General features: G+C 41.2%; 23 protein-coding genes. All 23 read right to left on the bottom strand.

Annotated elements, in window-relative coordinates; all coding sequences use genetic code 11:
• Nucleotides 1-6: 6 nt before the first annotated feature.
• Nucleotides 7-453 (bottom strand): flagellar hook assembly protein FlgD, encoded by a 447-nt coding sequence (flgD, locus tag AAZR19_RS09215; RefSeq protein ID WP_041108996.1) that lies wholly within the window; start codon nucleotides 451-453, stop codon nucleotides 7-9.
• On the bottom strand, nucleotides 453-1778 hold the full coding sequence (locus AAZR19_RS09210; RefSeq protein ID WP_434702934.1) for a flagellar hook-length control protein FliK: 1326 nt from the start codon (nucleotides 1776-1778) through the stop codon (nucleotides 453-455). Before AAZR19_RS09210 ends, flgD begins: the two co-directional genes overlap by 1 nt.
• Nucleotides 1779-2480 (bottom strand): MotE family protein, encoded by a 702-nt coding sequence (locus AAZR19_RS09205; protein ID WP_163115151.1) that lies wholly within the window; start codon nucleotides 2478-2480, stop codon nucleotides 1779-1781.
• 12 nt (nucleotides 2481-2492) lie between these two features.
• On the bottom strand, nucleotides 2493-2936 hold the full coding sequence (gene fliJ, locus AAZR19_RS09200; RefSeq protein WP_024424173.1) for a flagellar export protein FliJ: 444 nt from the start codon (nucleotides 2934-2936) through the stop codon (nucleotides 2493-2495).
• 8 nt (nucleotides 2937-2944) lie between these two features.
• Nucleotides 2945-4261, bottom strand: a complete 1317-nt coding sequence (fliI, locus tag AAZR19_RS09195; RefSeq protein WP_041117382.1) for a flagellar protein export ATPase FliI — start codon at nucleotides 4259-4261, stop codon at nucleotides 2945-2947.
• Entirely contained in the window at nucleotides 4258-5022 is a 765-nt protein-coding gene (gene fliH / locus AAZR19_RS09190) for a flagellar assembly protein FliH (RefSeq protein WP_434702931.1), read from the bottom strand. Before fliH ends, fliI begins: the two co-directional genes overlap by 4 nt.
• Nucleotides 5015-6031, bottom strand: coding sequence for a flagellar motor switch protein FliG (fliG, locus tag AAZR19_RS09185; protein WP_024424176.1), 1017 nt, complete (start codon nucleotides 6029-6031; stop codon nucleotides 5015-5017). Before fliG ends, fliH begins: the two co-directional genes overlap by 8 nt.
• An 11-nt stretch (nucleotides 6032-6042) precedes the next feature.
• The gene (fliF, locus tag AAZR19_RS09180) at nucleotides 6043-7635 is read right to left on the bottom strand and encodes a flagellar basal-body MS-ring/collar protein FliF (protein ID WP_326349648.1); all 1593 of its coding nucleotides are present in this window, start codon (nucleotides 7633-7635) and stop codon (nucleotides 6043-6045) included.
• 49 nt (nucleotides 7636-7684) lie between these two features.
• Nucleotides 7685-8002 carry a flagellar hook-basal body complex protein FliE gene (gene fliE / locus AAZR19_RS09175; RefSeq protein WP_024424178.1) on the bottom strand — a complete coding sequence of 106 codons (318 nt, stop codon included), beginning with the start codon at nucleotides 8000-8002 and terminating at the stop codon, nucleotides 7685-7687.
• An 11-nt stretch (nucleotides 8003-8013) separates the two neighbouring features.
• Nucleotides 8014-8466, bottom strand: a complete 453-nt coding sequence (gene flgC / locus AAZR19_RS09170; RefSeq protein WP_024424179.1) for a flagellar basal body rod protein FlgC — start codon at nucleotides 8464-8466, stop codon at nucleotides 8014-8016.
• Nucleotides 8466-8855, bottom strand: a complete 390-nt coding sequence (gene flgB / locus AAZR19_RS09165) for a flagellar basal body rod protein FlgB (protein WP_041108983.1) — start codon at nucleotides 8853-8855, stop codon at nucleotides 8466-8468. Before flgB ends, flgC begins: the two co-directional genes overlap by 1 nt.
• Nucleotides 8856-9143: 288 nt before the next feature.
• Nucleotides 9144-9923, bottom strand: coding sequence for a GTP-sensing pleiotropic transcriptional regulator CodY (gene codY, locus AAZR19_RS09160; protein WP_007499612.1), 780 nt, complete (start codon nucleotides 9921-9923; stop codon nucleotides 9144-9146).
• A gap of 34 nt (nucleotides 9924-9957) precedes the next feature.
• The gene (gene hslU / locus AAZR19_RS09155; protein WP_041108980.1) at nucleotides 9958-11358 is read right to left on the bottom strand and encodes an HslU--HslV peptidase ATPase subunit; all 1401 of its coding nucleotides are present in this window, start codon (nucleotides 11356-11358) and stop codon (nucleotides 9958-9960) included.
• A 16-nt stretch (nucleotides 11359-11374) separates the two neighbouring features.
• A complete protein-coding gene (gene hslV / locus AAZR19_RS09150; RefSeq protein WP_024424181.1) occupies nucleotides 11375-11920 on the bottom strand; it encodes an ATP-dependent protease subunit HslV in 546 nt (181 codons plus the stop codon).
• Between the two features lie 14 nt (nucleotides 11921-11934).
• Entirely contained in the window at nucleotides 11935-12852 is a 918-nt protein-coding gene (xerC, locus tag AAZR19_RS09145; RefSeq protein WP_087978882.1) for a tyrosine recombinase XerC, read from the bottom strand.
• 62 nt (nucleotides 12853-12914) lie between these two features.
• Nucleotides 12915-14219: an FADH(2)-oxidizing methylenetetrahydrofolate--tRNA-(uracil(54)-C(5))-methyltransferase TrmFO gene (trmFO, locus tag AAZR19_RS09140; RefSeq protein WP_024424183.1), complete on the bottom strand. Its 1305-nt coding sequence runs from the start codon at nucleotides 14217-14219 to the stop codon at nucleotides 12915-12917.
• Between the two features lie 70 nt (nucleotides 14220-14289).
• The gene (topA, locus tag AAZR19_RS09135) at nucleotides 14290-16365 is read right to left on the bottom strand and encodes a type I DNA topoisomerase (RefSeq protein ID WP_218677165.1); all 2076 of its coding nucleotides are present in this window, start codon (nucleotides 16363-16365) and stop codon (nucleotides 14290-14292) included.
• Between the two features lie 192 nt (nucleotides 16366-16557).
• Nucleotides 16558-17460, bottom strand: coding sequence for a DNA-processing protein DprA (dprA, locus tag AAZR19_RS09130; RefSeq protein ID WP_041108971.1), 903 nt, complete (start codon nucleotides 17458-17460; stop codon nucleotides 16558-16560).
• Between the two features lie 63 nt (nucleotides 17461-17523).
• On the bottom strand, nucleotides 17524-18426 hold the full coding sequence (sucD, locus tag AAZR19_RS09125; protein WP_007499624.1) for a succinate--CoA ligase subunit alpha: 903 nt from the start codon (nucleotides 18424-18426) through the stop codon (nucleotides 17524-17526).
• Between the two features lie 22 nt (nucleotides 18427-18448).
• Nucleotides 18449-19609: an ADP-forming succinate--CoA ligase subunit beta gene (gene sucC, locus AAZR19_RS09120; RefSeq protein ID WP_024426972.1), complete on the bottom strand. Its 1161-nt coding sequence runs from the start codon at nucleotides 19607-19609 to the stop codon at nucleotides 18449-18451.
• 176 nt (nucleotides 19610-19785) lie between these two features.
• Nucleotides 19786-20061, bottom strand: a complete 276-nt coding sequence (locus tag AAZR19_RS09115) for a FlhB-like flagellar biosynthesis protein (protein ID WP_003211418.1) — start codon at nucleotides 20059-20061, stop codon at nucleotides 19786-19788.
• Nucleotides 20058-21794: a glycosyltransferase gene (locus AAZR19_RS09110; protein ID WP_326349649.1), complete on the bottom strand. Its 1737-nt coding sequence runs from the start codon at nucleotides 21792-21794 to the stop codon at nucleotides 20058-20060. The genes AAZR19_RS09115 and AAZR19_RS09110 overlap by 4 nt, the downstream gene beginning before the upstream one ends.
• Before the next feature lie 26 nt (nucleotides 21795-21820).
• Nucleotides 21821-22585 carry a ribonuclease HII gene (locus AAZR19_RS09105; protein WP_087975448.1) on the bottom strand — a complete coding sequence of 255 codons (765 nt, stop codon included), beginning with the start codon at nucleotides 22583-22585 and terminating at the stop codon, nucleotides 21821-21823.
• Nucleotides 22586-22624 lie beyond the last annotated feature (39 nt).

Here is a 22624-nt window from a genome sequence, read left to right as displayed (position 1 = left end):
CTCGAATTACTTCGTTTTTTCTCCAACTGCTGTAACATCCCAAGGGCTGATTTTCGTTCCATCCTCTAAAACAAGTAAGTATTCATTGTCTATGTTTTTAACAGACTTCACAGTGCCCGATATCTCTTTATCATCCAATTTGCCCGATACTTCTTTACCAATCCAGCCTACATACGTCGTAAACGGATCTTGGTGTGCAACAAATGTAGACATGAGCTGATTCAGCTTGGTGATCGAATCGTTCATATTGGTTTGCTGTTCTAAAGATGAAAATGTCGCAAGCTGCGTGACAAACTCACGGTCATCAAGCGGGTTTGTCGGATCTTGGTTTTGAAGCTGCGTGAGCAAAATTTTCAAGAATTGATCTTTGCCAAGCGTATCTGTTTTCTTTTCTGCTTTTGAAGAAGTGTCTGCTAGTGCGGCTGTTCTATTCGTAGCATCAACTGTTGCCATTAGATCTCCTCCTCTTCTTCATCTGACCCAACAAGAGCATCCAGTACATCTTGGAATTCTGCTTCCTGTTCATCAGCCTGCTGGAAATTCTGTCCTTTTGGCTGCTGCTGCTTGTTTTCTTCACTAAACTGTCCAAATAACGGCTGCTCATTTGATTGAAGCGGTATATGGAAACGGTCCACTTGAACCGACATATTCGGAAGCGCCTGCTTGAGCTGCGGCAGATGATGCTCTAACAGCTCTTTCGCTGCTTGCGTCGAGGCTGTAATTTTACTCGCATACATACCGTTTTGCTTGGTTAGCTGAATGGTAATGAATCCAAGATTTTCTGGATTTAATCGAACGGTAAAGCGTCCGCTTGAATTGCCAAACGGCGTGAATTTCATTTGCTTCCACGTGTTTAGAATTTGCTGATCAACTGTTCCTGGCTTTTCATCAGTCGTTTGTGTCTGCTGAACAGGAGCCGCTGACTGCAATTGGAAAAACTGCTTATGACCTGGCAAAAGTGTATGAGTCATTATTTTTTCAGAAGCTGGTGCAGCAGCGCTTTGTCCTTTAACGACTTCTTTTTTGATGAGCCACTCAAGAGATGCATTCCCTTTTGCCGGAGAAGCGAGAGTAGATTCTTGTTTTGGAGAGATTAGTTCCTTCAACTCTCCTAGTGAAATTTTCCACTCTTTGTCAGATCCTTTCGCATTCGCCATCATATGGTCGATTAACTGATTAAAGTGCTTTAGCTCACTTTGAGTCATCGAATTCAGCTTGGGTGCTGATCCCTGCGAGAAGAACTGCTCTTTTACTTGCTGAATGAGTTTCTCATCTACCCCGTTTTTCGAAAGAAAGTGTATGAAGTCTTGACCTTTCCCTTCAATATCCTGCACAAGTTTCGCATCAAAGCTTGGCGGCTGTTGATTGAGCAATTGATAGATGAAAAAGTGGACTTGTATGAGCTGTTCACTATGTTCAGAACCCGGCTTTTCAGCTTGATCACCGTAAATGGAAGATTCCATTTTTTGAAATAACTCTTCAAGTGATTTGAGATCGGATGATTCAAGCGTTTGATCTTGTAGTGTTTGAAGCGCACTTAGTAGGTCTGCGCTCATTCCTTCTTCAGGTGATTGCATCCATTTTTCAACAATTTGCATCGCATCATTGACAGAAAGAGAGGCAAGAGCGGCTGTCTCAGCATGAACAGGACCGCTCTGAGCGCCTGCCCCGCTAAGCAATTGTTTAAACAAACCGCGTGCAGATGCAGCGCCGTCTCCTTTTAGCCCTGAGAGACCTTGAGAAGATTGCTGTAAGGCTCCAATATCCAATAGCTTCACTTATTGTCCACCCCCATTTTCACTTTCTTCTTTTTTGGCAAGCTCTTTTGTAAACGTTGCTGCCTTCTGAGGTGTCAGTTTTGCTAATATGTCTGTCAGTTTATTTTTGCTCAGCTCTTCAAGGATTTTTAACGCCTCTTTATCACTTAATTCTGATAAAATTTTGGCGGATTTCCCTGGGTCCATGCTTTCATAAATGCTGGCGACCTTTCCTTTTGTCTGCTGATTAGAGGATGCCGCTGCATCAGAGGACGTTCCTGCCGAGTTATTACCTGACGTGTTATTTGATGAGCTGTTATTCGATGAACTGTCATTGGCTGACGTATTCTTTTCATCATTTTCAGATGTTTTTTCAAGTGAGTTGATTTTTTGATTCAGTCTTTTAATCTCTTCATCACTTGTTTTCAAATCTTTTTGTGCAATTTCGAGTTCATTTTTTTGCTCTTTAATGGTCTTTTTCAGTTCTTTCAACTCTGCATCGCTTTGATCATTAGGTGAAGATGACGTTTTTGAGGTGTCATCTGAACCAACTAAACTGCTAATCACCGGAATGTTTTGGAGCGGTTTTTTTAGATCAAAACCTGCCATATAAAGGATCGTGCCAGTGACAATCACAAGCACAATCAATGGGATGATGACAATAAACAAGATCCATTGAAATTTCCCGCCACCTGATTCCTTCGTTTTTTCCTTCTTAGGCATTCATCTCGACTCCTAATGTCCTTGAAACATGAATTGGCTGATAGAGATATCATCCATTTCTTTCATTTCAATTGCCTTATGTTCAAGGGAGAACTTTTCAAATTGCTTTTCTTTCATTTTTTCAAACTTTTTAAACTCAATGTTTTTTTCAGTTAAATCAGATTGTTTTTCATTCATTTGATGGCGTTTCATGATCACAAGCTGCTGATAATGCTGGATGGTGTTATCTAAGTTGGTCACAAATTGCTGGTAATGACGCATTTCTTGAACACTCATTCCACTTCTCAGCTTTTCTTCTTTGCTTTTTTCCATTAGCTCTTTTTTACTCATATTTTCATAGAGTTTTTCAGCAACTTGCTCAAATGCCGAAACGGATTGTTGGTATGCTGCGAGTGACTTGTCTTTTTCACTTTCTTTCAGTTCTAAGAGCTTTTGAAATTTGTATTGATATCTCACTGTTTTTGTCAATCCTCTCTATTCATCAAACTGAGCAATAAACTCACACTGTCTTCAATAGATACAGCCTCTTCTACATCCTGCTTCAAAAATGAAATCAGATGAGGGTAAGCCTGCATGGCCTCATCAATATCTTTGGAGGAGCCTTTTTTATATGCTCCAATATTAATGAGGTCTTCAGCGTTTTGATAAGTGGATAAAAGCTGGCGGAACCGGTTAGCCGCCTCCTTGTGATCATGACTTGCGATATTACTCATGACACGGCTGATACTTTTCAGAATATTAACAGCGGGAAATTGTCCTTTGTTGGCTAAAGCACGATCAAGTACAATGTGCCCGTCAAGGATCCCCCTCACTGTATCAGCGATCGGCTCGTTCATATCGTCCCCATCAACAAGCACTGTGTAAAACGCTGTGATGGAACCAAGCTGATTTGTCCCAGTTCGTTCGAGCAATTTTGGCAGTATAGCGAACACTGAAGGTGTATATCCTTTTGTTGTTGGCGGCTCGCCAGTTGCGAGTCCTATTTCCCTTTGCGCCATAGCGACCCTTGTAACAGAATCCATCATGAACATGACATTTTTGCCTCTGTCCCTGAAATACTCCGCAATAGCTGTTGCTGTATACGCAGCTTTCAGTCTCGTCAGTGCAGGCTGGTCAGAAGTTGCAACGACAACAATGGATCGCTTCAGTCCTTCAGCACCTAAATCCTTTTCAATAAACTCACGAACTTCACGGCCACGCTCTCCAACAAGAGCAATCACATTCAGGTCTGCTTCTGTCTGCTTTGCAATCATCCCCATTAAGGTACTTTTTCCAACACCGCTTCCGGCAAAAATCCCGATCCTTTGACCAGTGCCAACTGTGAGCAGACTGTCGATGACTCTAACACCAACACCCATCTTTTCTCGAATAGGCGGCCTGTCCATTGGATTTGGAGGTGACTGATCTGTCGAAACAGGTGCAAGTCCCTTTGGGAGCATACTGCCATCAAGCGGATGACCGAAGGCATCAACGACTTCACCAATTAATCCAGTCCCTACTTTGACCTTCAGCGACTCACCGGTCGCTTCTACAAGACTTCCTGGTGAAATATTGGATGCTTCTACATAAGGCATGAGCAGAATGTTTTCATCTCTAAATCCTACGACCTCTGCTTTTATCGGATGGTGCTTGCTCCCTTTTTTATGAATGAGACACACATCACCGATCGAACTCTCCGGCCCCTTAGATTCAATCATCAGCCCAACCACTCGATTGACTTTACCAAATCGTTTATAAGGATCGGCGGTTTCAATCGTTTCTTTTAGTACATCCATTTTCATTTGTGATCACCTGAATCAATGACTTCTAATAATTTTTCTTTCAACTGATTCATTTGGGTATCAACACTCGCTTCCACTTTTCCAAAACTTGTTTCTACGTAACAAGTTCCTTTTGGCGCTTTTTCATCCGAGTAAATGGCAAGGTGTGTATCCTTTTGAAGGATTCTAATCAATTCGTCTTTATATTCCATCACATGCTCGTAATGTTCAGGGTCAACATAGATGGAAATATCATCATATTCTTTCACTTCTGAAATGACCTGCTTCACAAGAGCCAAAAATGGATCTTTTGTGTCCTCGGCTGCATACCAAACGCGTTTGGCGAGTTCAAAAGCGAGTTCCACAATTTGCTCAGCAGAGCTTTCAATTTTTTCTTCGTAGTCCTGTCTTGCAAGACTAACGATGTCATTTGCTTGATCAAGAATAGCTTGGTACTGCATATTCGCATCTGCTTCGCCCTTTTGGAAGCCGTCTTGATAACCTGCCTGTTTCGCTTCTTCAATGAGCTGCATTCTTTCTTCTTCAAAATCAGTTCTGCGCTGATTGATTTCAGCCATTGTTTTTTCCAGCTCACTGTTTGCTTGTTCTAATATGCGGCTCGCTTGATCTTCTGCATCACTGAGTACTAGCTGCGATGCTTCGGTTTCATTGACAAGCACTTCTTCGTGATGTTCTCTTTTAAACTCTACTTGCTGTAAAGGAATCGTTTGCCGTCCTTGTTCAGGAATAACAGATGTTTCATGTTTGATAATCCTAGACAATGATATCGTCTCCTCCGCCTCGAGCTATGACGATTTCTCCAGCTTCCTCAAGTCGTCTTACGATGCTGACAATACGGGTTTGTGCTTCCTCGACATCTCTAAGCCGGACAGGCCCCATAAACTCCATTTCTTCTTTGAATGTTTCGACCATCCGCTGTGACATGTTGCGGAAGACAATTTCTTTGACCTCTTCGCTTGCCACTTTGAGTGCGAGCAATAAGTCATCATTTTCAACATCTCTGATAACGCGCTGAATCGCTCTGCTGTCAAGAGTGACAATATCTTCAAAGACAAACATACGTTTCTTAATTTCATCCGCAAGCTCTGGATCTTGAATTTCAAGTGTGTCTAAAATGGTCTTCTCAGTAGCACGGTCTACACCATTTAGCACTTCCACAACCGCTTCGACTCCGCCCGTTTGCGTATAGTCCTGCGTAAAGGTTGAAGAAAGCTTTTGTTCAAGAATACGTTCCACCTCATTGATGATCTCTGGAGATGTGCGGTCCATTAAGGCAATACGTCTCGCAACCTCAGTTTGTACTTCCTCGCCTAACTCAGATAAAATTTGCCCAGCCTGCACTGGATCCAGGTAGGAAAGGATAAGTGCAATCGTTTGTGGATGCTCATGCTGGATAAAGTTTAAAATTTGTTCTGGCTCAGCCTTTCGAGCAAAATCAAATGGTTTCACTTGAAGAGAGGATGTTAGCCTGTTTAAGATGCTGTCCGCTTTGTCCTCACCAAGCGCTTTTTCAAGCACTTGTCTTGCGTACATAAGACCGCCCTGCGATATGTAGTCCTGCGCGATGGCAATGCTGTGAAACTCTTCGATGACTTCATCTTTTTTAGCAGTATCTACACTTCGTACATTGGAAATTTCTAATGTTAATTTTTCTATTTCGTCTTCAGACAGATGTTTGTATACAGATGCTGACACGTCTAGCCCTAAGGAAATCATTAGGATTGCTGCTTTTTGTCTGCCTGTTAGTCGATTTGGATCTTTTCTCGACATGTGTATTCCTCCTAATCCTCGGACAGCCAGCTGCGTAGCAATTTAGCAAAGTCTTCTGGTTTTTCTTTTGCCATTTTTTCAAGCTGATTTTTTCTCACCATTTCTTCTGTTTCTGGTTCAGTGTCGATATCAGGAACATCGATTGGTGTACGTTCATCAAACTCAAACTCTTCTTCCTCATCTCTTCTACGCTTGCGCACAAGAAGAATGATAAGAGCGATAATTGCAAGTAGGAGCACACCGCCTACAATATAAACCCAGATTGGAATATTGTTTGAAGGGTTATCTGCCGCAGTTTGCTGTTTACCGTCTAATTTTGATACAGATAAAACGATTTTGTTATCTAAGTCTGCTTGAGTGAGCGCTTGACCATTTGTGTATTCTTTATCAATCGATGTGCTAATGATCGTTGAAAGAATCTTTTTGATATCATCTTGTCTTTCAGCCGTTAAAGAGTTTACATCGTTTGCAGTTGGTGGTTCGACCAATGCTTGAATGCCAACATCTCTAATTTTATAAGGGCTTTCTTTGATATCTTTATGAATGCGGTTGACTTCATAATTGATGCGATCTTCGCTCTTTTCGTAATCTCCGCTTCCATTCGTTCCATCGGCACCTTGATAATTTGTGACATCATCGTCACCTGTTCCAGCAGTGCCTCCAGCTGCTGCGCCATTGCCTGAATAAGTTTCAGCAATCTTTTCAGCGCTGACAGCAATTCCCTGCATGTTTTCTTTATCAACAGGTTCTACAAGATCTTCTTTTCTTTTTTCTTCAGTAAAATCAATGTCTGTTGTGACCGATACAGCCACTTTATCTTGACCCATCATTGTTCCGAGCAGCTGCTGAATTTTTCTTTGAAGGTTCTTTTCGATTTCCTCTTTTTTCTGCTGCTGTGCATCCATTCCACTTGCATAGGAATCGGAGCTGGTGTTTAAGTCGTAGTAGTTGGAATCTTGGTCCATAATGACAATGTTTTCTGTTTTTAAATTCGGCACACTTTTTGAAATAAGATGATAAAGGCCTTTTACTTGCTGCGGTGTGAGCGTGTAGCCAGGCTCAACTTGCAGCACAATGGATGCTGATGCATTACTTTGCTCTTCTCCAACAAAAACGGAATCTTTTGGCAGGTTAATCATCACTTTTGAATCTTTAATCCCATCAATCGTGTTGATCAGATTGGATAGTTCTGTCTGAGTTGCGTCTACTTTCAGAACATCAAATTCATTATCTGTTAAACCGAAGCCTGAATTGTTTGCAAAGAAGGAATAATCAATGTTGCCTGTCTTAGGGAGCCCTTCAGATGCGAGTGTTACTTTTAAAGAATCTGCTTGCTTTTCTGGAACGAGAATCGTTGTTCCATTGTTTGCAAGTTCCGATTTAACGTTTTTGCCATCTAGTTCCTGTTTGATTTGTCCAGCTTCTGCCTCAGACAAGTCTCTAAAGAGCGGAACCATTTTTTCAGAAGAAGCAAAGATGCTAACAACCGTAATAATGATTGCTAGGGCAGCAACGCCGCCAATCATGAGTATTTTTTGTAATTTTGATCGATTTCGCCAAAACTCAACTGTTTTTGTTCTTAATTGCATTAAAGTACGATTCATCTTAACCCCCGGTCATTCCATTCAGTCTTTTTTTGTCCACCAGCACCTCCTACATCTGCATTCTCATAATCTCTTGGTACGCTTCGACTGCTTTATTTCGAAACTCTGTTGCAGCTGTGAGTGTAACACTCGCTTTTTGTGAAGCAATCATGACTTCATCGAGATTGACATCTTTTCCTTGTGCAAGCGCATTTGTATACTGGTCTGATTTCAGCTGTGATTGATTTAATGCCTCAATGGAATTCTTCAGCACATCAGAGAAATTCGTTTGACTTTTAGGTGCAGCCGCCTGAACGGGCGTTGCATTCGTCAATTCACTTGCTTGCTGAGCAGTTTGAAGCTGGAAAGGAGATATTGCATTAACCAATTATTTTCACCTTACTTTCCTATTTCTAAAGCTTTCATCAGCATGCTTTTATTCGCATTTAGGGCAGTCACGTTTGCTTCATATGATCTTGAGCTGCTGATGAGGTCGACCATTTCTTTTAATGGATCGACATTTGGTGTTTGAACATATCCATTTTCATTGGCATCGGGATTTGTAGGATCATATTGAAGGTTGAATGGAGTTTCGTCTTCAGTAATCTTTGTTACTTTGACGCCGTTTCCTAATTTGCCGCTCGAATTCATACTTGAGTTCAATATAGATGAAAACGATTCACCTGACGGCTGTAATGTGACAAGCTTACGTCTATAAGGCTCCCAGTTGCCATCAACCTGTTTAGCCCTTGTTGTATCCATATTTGCAAGGTTTGAGGATACAACGTCCATTCTGAGCCTCTGTGCCGTTAATGCTGAGGCCGAAGCGTTCACTCCTGAAAAGATCGACATCACTTACCTCCTGTCAAAACTGTTTTAAGAGAATTGAATTTCCCGCTCATTCTTTCCACCAGCGCATTATACTGAATTTGGTTTTTAGCGAGTTCACTCATCTCTTGATCAATATCGACATTATTTCCGTTTTCTTGATATGAAGTACGGTTGCTCGAAACAACTGAATAATTAGACCCTTTTTTTGAAAAATCAATGTGACCTTGGTATGTTTTTTTAGCATCTAATTTGATTGACGCATCATTTAGCATGTCATGGAATGCGACGTTTTTCGACTTGTAGTTCGGTGTGTCTATATTTGCGATATTATTGCTTATGACTTTTTGCTTAACATTCGCTCTACCCAAGGCATTCTCAAGGTTGCTTATCGTTCCAGAAAATATATCCAAAACCATATACCTCCAATCATATGTATTTCATTCCATTTAATCATGTCGAGATTTGTAAAACCATATGTTCATTGTAAGAAATAATAGGATTAAAGTCTATGATGTATATGTAAAAAAAACTCGTAATATATATCTATTTTACGAATGGGTATAAAGACCTAGATTCAAAGCACTACAGATTTGTAAGGGGTTTCTTGGGAAAAAGAGTGACATTTTTCGGACAAATCCTCATTTTTTCACATAAAAAAACCCTTTTCAGCCTTTATTTCGGCCAAAAAAGGTTTTTGATTAATGAGATTTTAAATTTTCGAGTTCAATTAAAAATTTGTTGTTTAACACTTTGATGTACGTTCCCTTCATTCCAAGAGAACGAGATTCAATCACGCCTGCACTTTCTAACTTACGTAAGGCGTTTACGATCACTGAGCGCGTGATCCCTACACGGTCTGCAATTTTACTTGCAACGAGAAGACCTTCGTTTCCATCCAGCTCTTCAAAAATGTGCTCAATCGCTTCAAGCTCACTGTATGAAAGAGAGCTAATCGCCATTTGGACAACCGCTTTGCTTCTTGCTTCTTCTTCGATTTCCTCTGCTTTCTCGCGAAGAATCTCCATTCCAACAACTGTTGCCCCGTATTCAGCAAGAATTAAATCATCATCTGTGAATGTATCTTGTAAGCGGGACAGGATTAACGTACCTAAACGATCTCCTCCGCCGATAATTGGAACAATTGTTGTTAAACCTGATTGGAATAAGTCCCGGTTTTCAATCGGGAAAGCTGTATATTCACTGTTAATATCAAGGTTTGAAGACGTTTCAGGGACATTGAATAGACTCTTTGTATATTCTTCAGGGAACTGACGATCTTCAAGCATTTTTTTCATACGTGCATTTTCGATCTGTTGATTAATGGAGTAGCCAAGAAGCTTTCCCCTTCTGCTTAATACAAAAATGTTTGAATCAATGACATCTCTCAGTGTTTCTGCCATTTCTTTGAAATTAACTGGTTTCCCCGCTGCATCTTGCAGCATTGAGTTAATAATCCTTGTTTTTTGTAGTAACGCCATAATAATGATCCTCCTAGATTACTTTATTCATTTGTTAAAGTATAAATTGACTTAAATCTTTGTTATTTGCAATCTTTCCTAGCTTCTCTTCGACATACTGAGGGGTAATGGTCACTGTCTCCATCGTAATATCAGGCGCCTCAAATGAAAGCTCTTCAAGCAGCTTCTCAAGTATGGTATGAAGCCTTCTTGCACCGATGTTATCTGTCTCCTGATTGACATGATAAGCCACTTCGGCAATCTTATGAATAGCATCGTCAGAAAATTCAAGAGATATACCTTCTGTTTCAAGTAAAGCTTTATATTGCTTTAATAATGCATTATCTGGTTCCGTTAAGATTTTCACAAAGTCTTCTATACTTAATTTATCTAATTCTACACGGATTGGGAAACGTCCCTGAAGCTCTGGAATCAAATCTGATGGCTTTGCCATATGAAATGCACCTGCTGCAACAAACAGCACATGATCAGTTTTAACGGCACCATATTTCGTCATCACAGTTGAACCTTCTACAATCGGTAAAATATCACGCTGAACCCCTTCACGAGAAACATCTGCAGATGATGCACCACCGCTTTTGGCGATTTTGTCGATTTCATCGATAAAAATAATTCCTTGCTGCTCTGCTTTGTAGACCGCTTCCTGACTGACTTCATCCATATCAATCAGTTTTGAAGCTTCCTCAGCCGTTAACGCCTTTCTTGCTTCTCTGACAGTCAGCTTTCTGCGTTTTTTCTTTTTAGGCATTAGATTGCCGAGCGCATCCTGCATGTTCATACCCATTTGCTCCATACCCGAGCCTTGAAGCATATCAAACATGGAAGGCTGCTGTTCTTCTACTTCAATCGTAACGTAATGATCTTCAAGTTCTCCCATCGCCAGCTGATGAGCGATTCGCTTTCTTGTCGATTCGAGTTCCACTTCTTCATTTGAATGATCTCGATCACGGTCATCTTCATCAGAGGCGCCAAACAGCATCTCAAACGGATTTTTCACAGACTGGCTTTTTTTCTTGCCAGGAACAAGTAAATGAACAAGACGTTTATTTGCTTGTTTTTCTGCTTCCTCTTGAACATCTTTCATCTTTTCTTCTTTGACGAGTCTAATCGCTGTTTCAACTAAATCTCTCACCATGGACTCTACGTCACGGCCGACATAACCCACTTCAGTAAATTTCGTCGCTTCCACTTTAATAAAAGGCGCACCAGAAATTCGAGCAATTCTGCGGGCAATCTCTGTTTTCCCCACACCTGTTGGACCGATCATTAAAATGTTTTTAGGAACGACTTCATCCTTAAGCTTATCATGCAAAAGACTTCTTCTGTAACGGTTTCTTAAAGCCACCGCCACTGCTTTTTTCGCATCAAGCTGACCAATGATGTATTGATCAAGCTTTTCAACTATCTCTCTTGGGGTGAACGGCTTTTTCTCCATACGTCTCATGTCCTTTCTATTCAAGCTCTTCTAAAGTGATTTGATCGTTCGTGTAGACACAGATTTCTCCGGCCGTTTCAAGAGCGGCCTTTGCAATTTCTCTCGCTGAGAGATGATCACCTGCGTGGGTTTTGAGTGCTCTCCCGGCGCTAAGCGCATAGTTGCCGCCTGAGCCAATGGCCAAAATCCCATCATCTGGTTCAATGACCTCTCCTGTTCCAGACACAAGCAGGATGCTTTCTTTGTTCATGACGATGAGCATAGCCTCAAGCTGCCTTAGCATCTTGTCACTTCGCCATTCCTTCGCTAGTTCTACGGCTGCCCGCTTTAAATTACCACCATATTCTTCAAGCTTTGTTTCAAACTTTTCAAAGAGTGTAAAAGCATCGGCTACTGAACCTGCAAAACCTGCAAGCACCTTGCCTCCGAAAAGACGGCGCACTTTTTTTGCTGTGTGTTTCATCACGACAGCCTGCCCGAAAGTGACTTGACCGTCGCCAGCCATTGCACTTTTTCCTTTATGCTGAACGGCAAAGATGGTTGTTGCATGAAATGATGACATGAAAAAACCTCCTTTTAGGATCGTTTAAAAGCCCTTGGGTGATGAGACATGTACGTGTTTCTTAAAGAATCTTTTGATACATGCGTGTACACCTGTGTAGATGATAAATTTGAATGACCGAGAAGTTCTTGAACACTTCTCAAATCCGCCCCCTCGTTTAAGAGATGCGTAGCAAAGGTGTGCCTTAACATGTGAGGATGGATATGTAATGTACCTGACGCCTTTTTCATTAATTCAGTGAGAATGAATCGTACACCTCGGTCTGTAAGAGGCATCCCGCGCTGATTCAAAAACACATGAGTATCAGCGCGGTCTTTCCCTTTAGATTTCAGCTTCTGCCTTCCATCCTCTAAATAAGTAATGAGCGCTTCATGAGCATATGACCCGAAAGGAACATACCGCTGCTTGCTGCCTTTCCCATGAACAAGCACTGTATCCATCGATAGATCAAGATCAGATTCTTTTAATGAACATAACTCACTGACCCTCATACCTGTTGCATAAAGAAGTTCTAAAATGGCTTGATTTCTTTGCCCAAGCGGTGTGCTGACATCAGAAACTGTAAAAAGCTCTTTTAGTTCCTCTTCATACAAAAATGAAGGAATCCGCTTATCCTGCTTTGGTAAGCTAACGAGTAAAAAAGGATTTTCTTTCACAAGCTGTTCTCTTAATAAAAATTTATAAAAGCTGCGAAGCGCAGAGACTTTCTTACTAATCGTTCTTCTTGTCAGGCCTTTTTCATAAGCTTCTGTTAAATAAATTCTCGTATCTTGATAGGATACCTCTTCAAAACCGTCTATTCCTTGAATGTTCATAAATCTGACAAACTCTTCAATGGCTTCTGTATATCCTGAGATCGTTAAAGCTGAATAGTTTTTTTCAATTTGCAGATATTCAATGAATAAGTGGACAAGACGCTGTTTATTCGTCATTTTTACACCTCTTTAAGGCTTTTAAATGGTATCACATATCTTGCTTTCCGTGCAATGTTTTACTACAGAGATTTCGAAATAGTTTGAATAGTTTCGATTGCGCGCTTAGCGTACTCTGCATAGCGTTCTTGTTTGTTCTTAATTCGAACACCTAGATCTTTCAGCAAACCAAAATTCGCATTCATCGGCTGGAAGCTTTTCTTGTTTGTCGATGTGATGTAGTGAGCCATACTGCCAATCGCCGTCTCCTCAGGAAGTGTCACAAGCTCTTCTCCTTTGACAAAACGAGCGGCGTTAATTCCAGCCACAAGTCCGGACGCTGCGGACTCGACATACCCTTCAACGCCTGTCATTTGTCCGGCAAAGAATAGGTCATCTCTATTTTTAAACTGATAAGTCGGTCTTAAAAGGCTTGGGGAGTTAATAAATGTATTACGGTGCATCACGCCGTAACGAACAATCTCTGCTTCTTCAAGACCTGGAATCAAACGGAATACTTCCTTTTGATCGCCCCATTTCAGATGTGTCTGGAAGCCAACGATGTTATATAAAGTACCTGCTGCATCATCCTGTCTTAATTGAACAACAGCGTAAGGTCTTTTTCCTGTTTTCGGATCTTCCAGTCCTACTGGCTTCATCGGACCAAACAGCATCGTTTTCTTTCCTCTTTTCGCCATGACTTCAATTGGCATACAGCCTTCAAAGAAGATTTCTTTTTCAAATTCTTTTAATGGCACAGTTTCAGCAGAAATGAGCGCCTCATAAAAACGATCGAATTCTTCTTCTGTCATTGGACAGTTTAAATAAGCAGCTTCTCCTTTGTCATAGCGAGATTTCAAGTACACCTTATCCATATCAATGCTGTCTTTCTCTAGAATAGGTGCCGCTGCATCGTAGAAATAGAGATATTCTTCTCCTGTTAACGATTTTAATTCTTTGGAAAGTGCTTCAGATGTCAGCGGGCCAGTCGCGATAATTGTCGGACCTTCTGGAATGCTCTGCACCTCTTCTTGAAAGACAGTAACATTCGGATGATTTTTCACGCGGTCTGTCACGTTTGCTGCAAATTCATGACGGTCTACTGCAAGCGCGCCGCCAGCAGGAACTGAGCTTTCATCTGCTGCTGCGATGATAGCTGAATCTAAATGACGCATTTCTTCCTTTAATACACCTACTGCATTTGTCAAAGCATTCGCACGCAGTGAGTTGCTGCATACAAGCTCCGCAAATTTATCTGTGTGGTGAGCCGGCGTTTGTTTCACAGGTCTCATTTCATATAAATTGACTTTAATTCCTCGTTTAGCGATTTGCCATGCTGCTTCACTTCCAGCTAAACCGGCTCCGATCACATTTACAAATTGACTCATTGTACAACTCTCCTATTTCGTAAGGTCTGTTTGATGACATAAAAAAGCAGGTGAACAAGGCTGCTCACCGCTATTTTTGTTGTTCCTCTTTATAATCACAGTTGACACATTGAACTTGAACGCCTTTTTTCAGCTTTTTCTCTACAAGCATATTTTCGCATTTTGGACACTTTCTTTCAATTGGTTTGTCCCAAGAGACGAATTCACACTCTGGAAAACGATCACAGCCATAAAAAATGCGGCGTTTTTTCGATTTTCGTTCAACAATGTTTCCTTCATGACATGACGGGCATTTGACACCGATATCTTTGACAATTGGTTTTGTGTTACGGCAGTCAGGAAAGTTAGAGCACGCCATGAACTTGCCGTATCTACCCATTTTGTACACCATCGGATGTCCGCACTCTTCACAATCAACACCTGCGTATTCCGGCTCAATCTCAACTTCTTGCATCTCTGCTTCAGCTTTTTCTACCCGTTTTGCAAAGTCTTGATAGAAGCTGTCGATAATACGAACCCATTCGATCGTACCTTCTTCAACACTATCAAGTTCCTTTTCCATTTTCGCTGTAAATTCAACGTTAATGATTTCAGGGAAGAATTCAATGATTAAGTTGAGTACAATCTCTCCAAGCTCTGTCGGAGTAAATCGTTTATTATCAAGTGCGACATAGCCGCGCTTTTGAATTGTATCTAATGTTGGTGCATACGTAGATGGACGGCCTATACCGAGCTCTTCAAGTGTTTTGACCAATCTTGCCTCAGTGTAACGCGGAGGCGGCTGTGTGAAGTGCTGTTCAGGTTCAATATCTTTTGAAAGAACTGTGTCCCCTTCTTTCAGATCAGGAAGCATTTTGTCCTTTTCCTCTAGCTGGTCGTCCTTTCCTTCCACATAAACCTTCATAAACCCAGGAAATTTCACTTTACTTCCATTCGCACGGAAAGTAAGACCGTTATGATCAAGATCCACACTCATTGTATCAAGAACAGCCGGCGCCATTTGGCTTGCCACGAATCGTTCCCAAATCAATTTGTACAGACGAAGCTGATCACGGCTTAGCACGTGCTTGACATCTGCCGGTTTTCTTAACGTAGAAGTTGGGCGGATGGCTTCGTGAGCATCTTGTGCATTTTCATTCTTTTTGGCCGGGCGTTTTGTTGTATTTAAGAAATTCTTGCCGTACGTCTGATCAATGAAGGCAGATACTTCTTCAATCGCCGTATTGGAAATACGTGTGGAGTCCGTTCTCATATATGTAATGAGACCGACTGTTCCTTCTTTACCAAGATCAATTCCTTCATATAATTGCTGTGCAATCATCATCGTCTTTTTCGCACGGAAGTTTAATTTTCTTGCAGCTTCCTGCTGTAAAGTAGAAGTCGTAAACGGAACGGCTGGATTACGTTTACGCTCTTTTTTCGTTACTTTCTCTACAGAGAATTTGCTTCCTTTTAATTTCGAAAGGATTTCATTTACATCTTCTTTTGTTTTCAATGGATGTTTTTTGCCATTGAGGCCAAAGAAACTCGCTTCGAAGCTTTCTTTTCCTTTAAGGAATGTACCGTCAATTGTCCAGTATTCTTCTGGTTTAAATTCATTAATTTCATTCTCGCGATCAATAATCAGGCGGAGTGCAACTGATTGAACACGTCCGGCACTTAAGCCCTTCTTCACTTTCTTCCATAAAATCGGACTGATTTTATACCCAACGAGACGATCTAAGATCCGTCTTGCCTGCTGCGCATCAACTAAGTCCATATTGATCATACGTGGATGCTTAAAGGAATCTTTAATCGCATCCTTTGTAATCTCGTTAAAAACAACGCGGCAGTCAGAAGAGAGGTCAAGGTCAAGGCTGTGTGCTAAATGCCAAGCAATCGCTTCTCCCTCTCTATCGGGGTCAGCTGCGAGATAGACTTTCTTTGCTTTTTTCGCTGCTGTTTTTAATTCTTTCAAAACTGGGCCTTTCCCGCGAATCGTAATATATCTCGGTTCGAAGTCATGCTCAGTGTCAACACCGAGCTGACTTTTCGGTAAATCCCTTACGTGCCCCATTGAAGCTTTTACTTTATACTTTTTTCCTAAATAACGCTCAATCGTTTTCGCCTTTGCTGGCGACTCAACGATGACTAAATAATCAGCCATACTCAAAATCCCCCTTAAGAGGTGTTCTCTCTTTATACATTTCACAATTCATATTTATGTTAATTGCACCTATCTAACAGGCAATCATTAAAAATTCTTTATGATGAACATCATTATAAACACGAAAAACAAAGTGTAAACTTAAATCCTCACTATTATTAAATATTCCGATGTCTTTTGTCAAACGATATTTTATGAGAGTTCAGTATATTGAACGCTGTGGAAGGAGAATTCCTCTAAAATATCCTTTGTGGAATGAACAAGCTTTGCCCCCTGCTGAATGAGTCTTGCCGGACCTGTGGAATTAGAATCAAAGATGGATCCGGCAACCGCAAATACTTCTTTGCCTTGCTCAAGCGCTTGATAGGCTGTAATAAGAGAACCGCTCTTTTCTTTGCACTGAATCACGATGGTCCCTTTCGTCAATGCACTAATTAAACGATTTCTCATTGGAAAATGCCACTTTTCTGGTTTGACATAAGGTGGATGCTCTGACAAAAGCAAATGATGTTCGCCCATGTATTGAGCCATTTGTGCATGTTCTTTTGGGTATAAATGCTGAAAGCCGCCTGCTATAATGCCGATTGTTTTCCCTTTTTTCCTGATGCACTCTTTATGTGCCAGTCCATCGATTCCTTTAGCTAAACCACTGACAATCATCCACTCTTCCTTGACAAGCTCACCAACAATTTTCTTCACACATGCTTCTCCATAAGATGATGGAATTCTTGTGCCGACTACACCTAAACTTTTTTCTTCATTTAAATATGATACGTTTCCTTTTAGGAATAACACAGGGGGAGGATCATAAATATTTTTTAGTGTGCTGGGATATAAGGGTGATGTGATGGGAATCATGTGAATGTTTTGCGTTAAATAGGCTTGAACGATGTGTTGAAAAATGGGGAATTCATTTTCTTCAGCTTGTTTTAAGCGGGTAAAGTCGATCGTTTGTAATGCTCGATCCTGTTTAAAATGATGTGTTTCTTCATTTATATATAGTTCAGGATCGACTTTCCACCATTTTGTTAATAATGAGGGTGAGATGAGGCCTTTTAAGCGGTGAAAAATCATTCTTTCGGACACGTTGTACATACCATTCCTCCAGTTTAAGATAGAAAGAAGAAGACTTGTCAAAGAACAAGTCTTCTTGTGTCATTAATGCGTTTTACAAGCTTCGAAGAGATTCTTCTCTTTTAATACTTTAATCAATGTTTCACCCATGACAGATGGTGTTTCTGCCACTTCAATACCACATTCACGCATTGTTTTTACTTTTTCATCAGCTGTGCCTTTACCACCAGAAATAATAGCACCAGCATGTCCCATACGTTTTCCTGGAGGCGCCGTTTTACCGCCAATAAAGCCAACGACTGGTTTTGTCATATTTGCTTTTACCCATTCAGCTGCTTCTTCTTCAGCCGTACCGCCGATTTCACCGATCATAATCACAGCATGTGTTTCAGGGTCTTCATTGAATGCTTTTAAAACATCAATAAAGTTTGTCCCATTTACCGGGTCCCCCCCGATTCCTACAGCTGTCGATTGACCAACGCCAGCTTCTGAAAGCTGATGTACCGCTTCATATGTAAGCGTTCCAGAACGAGAAACAACACCCACATGACCTTTTTTATGAATGTAGCCAGGCATGATTCCAATTTTACATTCTTCAGGTGTGATGACACCTGGGCAGTTTGGTCCAACTAGTCTTGTCTTTTTCCCTTCCATATACCGTTTCACTTTGACCATGTCAAGTACTGGAATATGTTCAGTGATACAAATGACGAGATCGACTTCTGCGTCAACAGCCTCTAAAATGGCATCTGCCGCAAATGGTGCTGGTACATAGATAACAGAAGCGTTCGCTCCGGTTGTCTGCACTGCTTCAGATACAGTATTAAATACAGGAACTCCTTCTACTTCAGTCCCACCTTTTCCAGGTGTGACACCGCCAACGATATTTGTTCCGTACTCAATCATTTGTTTTGTATGGAACAATGCGGTTGAACCGGTAATCCCCTGAACAATTACTCTCGTATTTTTATTAATAAATACACTCATTTAGGTTCCCTGCCTTTCTGCTCTACTTGACTAAAGATACAATCTTTTCTGCCCCGTCAGCCATAGACTCAGCAGAAGTGATATTTAAGCCTGAATCACTCAGGATTTTCTTCCCTAATTCAACGTTTGTTCCTTCAAGACGTACAACAAGTGGTAATGTTAAGCCGACTTGTTTCGTCGCTTCAACAACACCTTCTGCAATCACATCACATTTCATGATACCGCCAAAAATGTTCACGAAAATCCCTTTGACATTTTGATCAGATAAAATGATTTTAAATGCTTCCGTTACTTTTTCAGCTGTTGCACCGCCGCCAACATCCAGGAAGTTTGCAGGGTCCCCGCCGTAATGCTTGATGATATCCATTGTAGACATCGCAAGACCTGCTCCATTGACCATACAGCCAATATTTCCATCTAAAGAAATGTAGCTTAAGTCATATTTAGATGCTTCAATTTCTTTTGGATCCTCTTCATCAAGGTCACGGTATTCTAATATATCTTTTTGTCTATATAAGGCATTGCTATCAAAGTTTAATTTTGCATCAAGTGCCATGACTTTTCCATCGCCTGTTACAACAAGTGGATTAATCTCAGCAATTGAACAATCTTTTTCAATAAACGCATTGTAAAGGCTTGTCATAAACTTAACAGCTTGGCCAACTAATTTTGTTGGAATATTAATTTTAAATGCCACTTCTCTCGCCTGATAGCCTTGCAGACCAATCGCTGGATCGATGACCACTTTGACGATTTTTTCTGGCGTTTTTTCTGCTACTTCTTCAATTTCAGTACCGCCTTCTTCAGATGCCATCAATACAATTCTTGATGTCGCTCTGTCCAAAACTAGTCCAACATAGTATTCCTTTTGAATATCGCAGCCTTCTTCAATAAGTAAGCGTTTTATTTCGCGCCCTTCAGGCCCTGTTTGATGTGTGACAAGTGTCTTGCCGAGCAATTCCTCTGCAAACCCTTTCACTTCATCTTTCGTTTTTGCAATTTTTACCCCGCCTGCTTTACCACGGCCGCCTGCATGAATCTGTGCTTTTACGACATATACAGAGCTCCCTAGCTCTTCTGATGCTTTCACTGCTTCATCAGGTGTAAATGCTACTTTACCATTTGGAACTGAAACCCCATATTTTCTTAGGATTTCTTTTCCTTGGTACTCATGGATATTCATTTCCCATCCTCCCAACATATGTAGAAACAAAAATTATAAAATAGACTGCGCTTTCATTTTAAAGAATAAAAAAGAGAATGTCTAGGGTTCTATGTAAAATCGTAAAATCCTTCTAAACATTCAAACTTTTATTTTATTAAAAATATAAATTTTTCAGCCAAATCACTTTTTTTACCTTATTTTTTCATTTTTTGATCTAACCTGTAGATAAACGAAAATATTTCTGCTACAGTATCGTATAACGCTTCAGGGATCTCCTCATCTAATGTTAAGTGGCGCATGAGTTCGACTAAATTACGGTCTTCCTGGATTGGGACTCCCGACTTTTTTGCTTCTTCAATAATATGATCTGCCACATAGCCGCTGCCTGTTGCAACGACTTTTGGCGCCTTTTGTTTTTCTTCATCGTAATGCAGAGCGACCGCTCTTCTAAGCGGTTTTGAATCCTTCATACTCGTAAGTCCAGCCCTTTCTCGCTGATTTTATGAAAGTGTTCATCTAGAAATTGAGACGGATCTACTGGCTCTTGTCTCTTTTTTGCTGTAATTCCCGTTAAACTGTATCCTAGAGCGTTTAAATTCTCCCGAACAGCCGGAATCATCGGATTAATGGTTCCTTGCAGTTCATGGGCTGTCTCGACAGTAATGGACATGACCTTTTGCTGAATCGTACAGTCTATTAAGGTTTCTTCAAGGTTTTCCATGTTTAAATAAAACATCAGACGGCACTGAGAAATATCAATAGAGCCATCTTTTTTCTTATGTCCCTTTAGTATAAAGGTTAAATCTTGAACACTATGTTTTGAGAAAAGAGGATAGGAAACCATCATTTGACTGACGGTTTGGTTCTCCTGCTGCACAAGTAACTGCCCATTCAATCTATGAAATAATTGATCCACTTCTTTTTTAATGGGCTCTGGTAAATCAGCCTGTCTCACATCATTTAAGCTAAGCTTTAATTGGTGCAGCTCCTGACTTTTGACATCCTGGCTGCCTTTTTCAAGCAGTTTCAGCATACCAATTTCATCACGCACACCTATTGCCTTTTTCATCGTCATAAGTAAATCGAGCACATCGGTTTTATTGCTTAATGTTGGTTCAGTCTGCTGCACCACCTGAGCCAAAGCTTTCGCCTCTCTTTTTGACAGGAAGGGAAACTCTTTTTGCAGTACAGCTGCTTTTGCGTCAGGCTGAGAGCCTGCCTGCTGGAGTCCTTGAAGCAATGCTGTAAGCTGTTTTAAGTTAGGCTCTTGCTGCCCGTCTGCACCTTGTTTCATCAAGCTTGCCAGTATCCGCTCAATTTGCTGAAGCGGGATTTGCAGCCCTTTTGGACTTGTTGACTGCTGCACGTTTGTCTGAAGAACTTGGGACGGCTGACGCTCTTGAACGATTGGGGCATGGCTATTTTCTTTTTGCTGAGACGGATTAAGCTGAGTCGTTACTGGTAAACTGCCGCCTTGCTTCGCCTCTCCTTCTCTCGCTGCTAGAAGGACCGATAAGAGCTTTTCTGAATGGACGGCTGTCTCTGCATCTACAACTGACCGAACGGCTTGTATAAGGGTCTGTGTGGCATCTGTGTGCTTCGGAAGCTGTGTTAATTGATTTAATAGCGCTGTTATATCCTGATGAAGGGCAGAGGGTGATTTTACGGCTAAAATAGATTGAAGCACCCCTTGCTGGATCGGTAAATCTTTCTTTAAAGCAAAGAGGAGTGCCTGGAGCCCTTTCTTCACATCAGCTCCTTGAAGCTGTTCGATCCACTTCACTGCCGTTTTTAACTCTCCTTCATTGATGACGGGCTTTTCCTTTAAAAAAGCTGTAGCCGTCAGCATGTTTTCAAGCCCATTTTTAAGTGAAAGACCTTCTAATAGTTTGGCTGCTGCATCCTTTAATGTCTTAGGATCTTGATCAAATTGCTGAACAGGTCTTAGTTTATTGAGGCTGCCTCCACCCTCTTGTTCAAATTGGAACCAATAAAATGCGTCTGCTTTAAGCTGGGCCGCCAGCTGTGCTTTTATTTTCGTTGAACCTATTTGAACAAGGGCTGTATCATCTCCAAGCATTTTTAGTACTTTACCGAGAATCAGCCGATGAACATTTTCCTTCCCTTCGGTGTTTAATGGAACCGATTCGGCCGTATTCAGCCGGCTATTCAGTGCTGTATGTATGTCCTCAACTCTTGTCATCACAGGCAGCCTCCTTAGATTAAAATTTATGATATAACAGATTTCACTGGCGCAAACGATAATCGGTGGATGGGGGTAGCACCATGTGTTTGAATCGCAGCTAGGTGCTCTTTCGTTCCGTACCCTTTATGTTTTTCAAATTGATACTCAGGATACTTACGCCCGTACTCTTCCATCATCTGATCCCTTGTCACCTTCGCAATACATGCACCTGCTGCAATGGATGCACTTTTTGCATCTCCTTTGATGATATTCTCTTGGTGAGTAGAAAGCGGGAGTGTCATGGCATCTATGAGTAGATAATCTGGTGTATGAGTTAACTGCTCCACAGCTCTTACCATTGCCAGTCTTGATGCTTCATAAATATTGATTTCATCAATCGTCGCCGCATCAACAATGCCGATTCCGATATCAAGTGCTTCTTTTTGAATTAAATCATAATAGGCCAATCTTTTTTTCTCAGATAATTGCTTTGAGTCGTTTAAACCGAGCAGGACTGTCTCTTCCTTTAATATGACGGCTGCTGCCACAACTGGGCCGGCGAGCGGTCCTCTTCCTGCTTCATCTATTCCAGCAATACATGTGTATCCCTGCGCCTTTGCTTTGTTTTCAAATTGCAGCATGTCATCCCAAGCTGCGCGCAGTGCTTGCTGCTTTTCTCTCTCTTTGTGCCACTTTTCTATCAGTTTTTGGACACTTTTTCTCGTATCATCTTTCACAAGCTCGCGAATGTAGGACTCGTCGCCTGCATGCTTTTCTATAAGTTCTTTTATTTGTTTCACCGTGTACATAGGCTTTTTCGCAGCCTCCTTCTTTATATCGGCAGTTTT

It is taken from the genome of Bacillus sp. Je.9.29.b (assembly GCF_051129925.1).
Lineage (GTDB): Bacteria > Bacillota > Bacilli > Bacillales > Bacillaceae > Bacillus > Bacillus safensis.
This window is presented reverse-complemented; position numbering and strand designations above follow the sequence as displayed.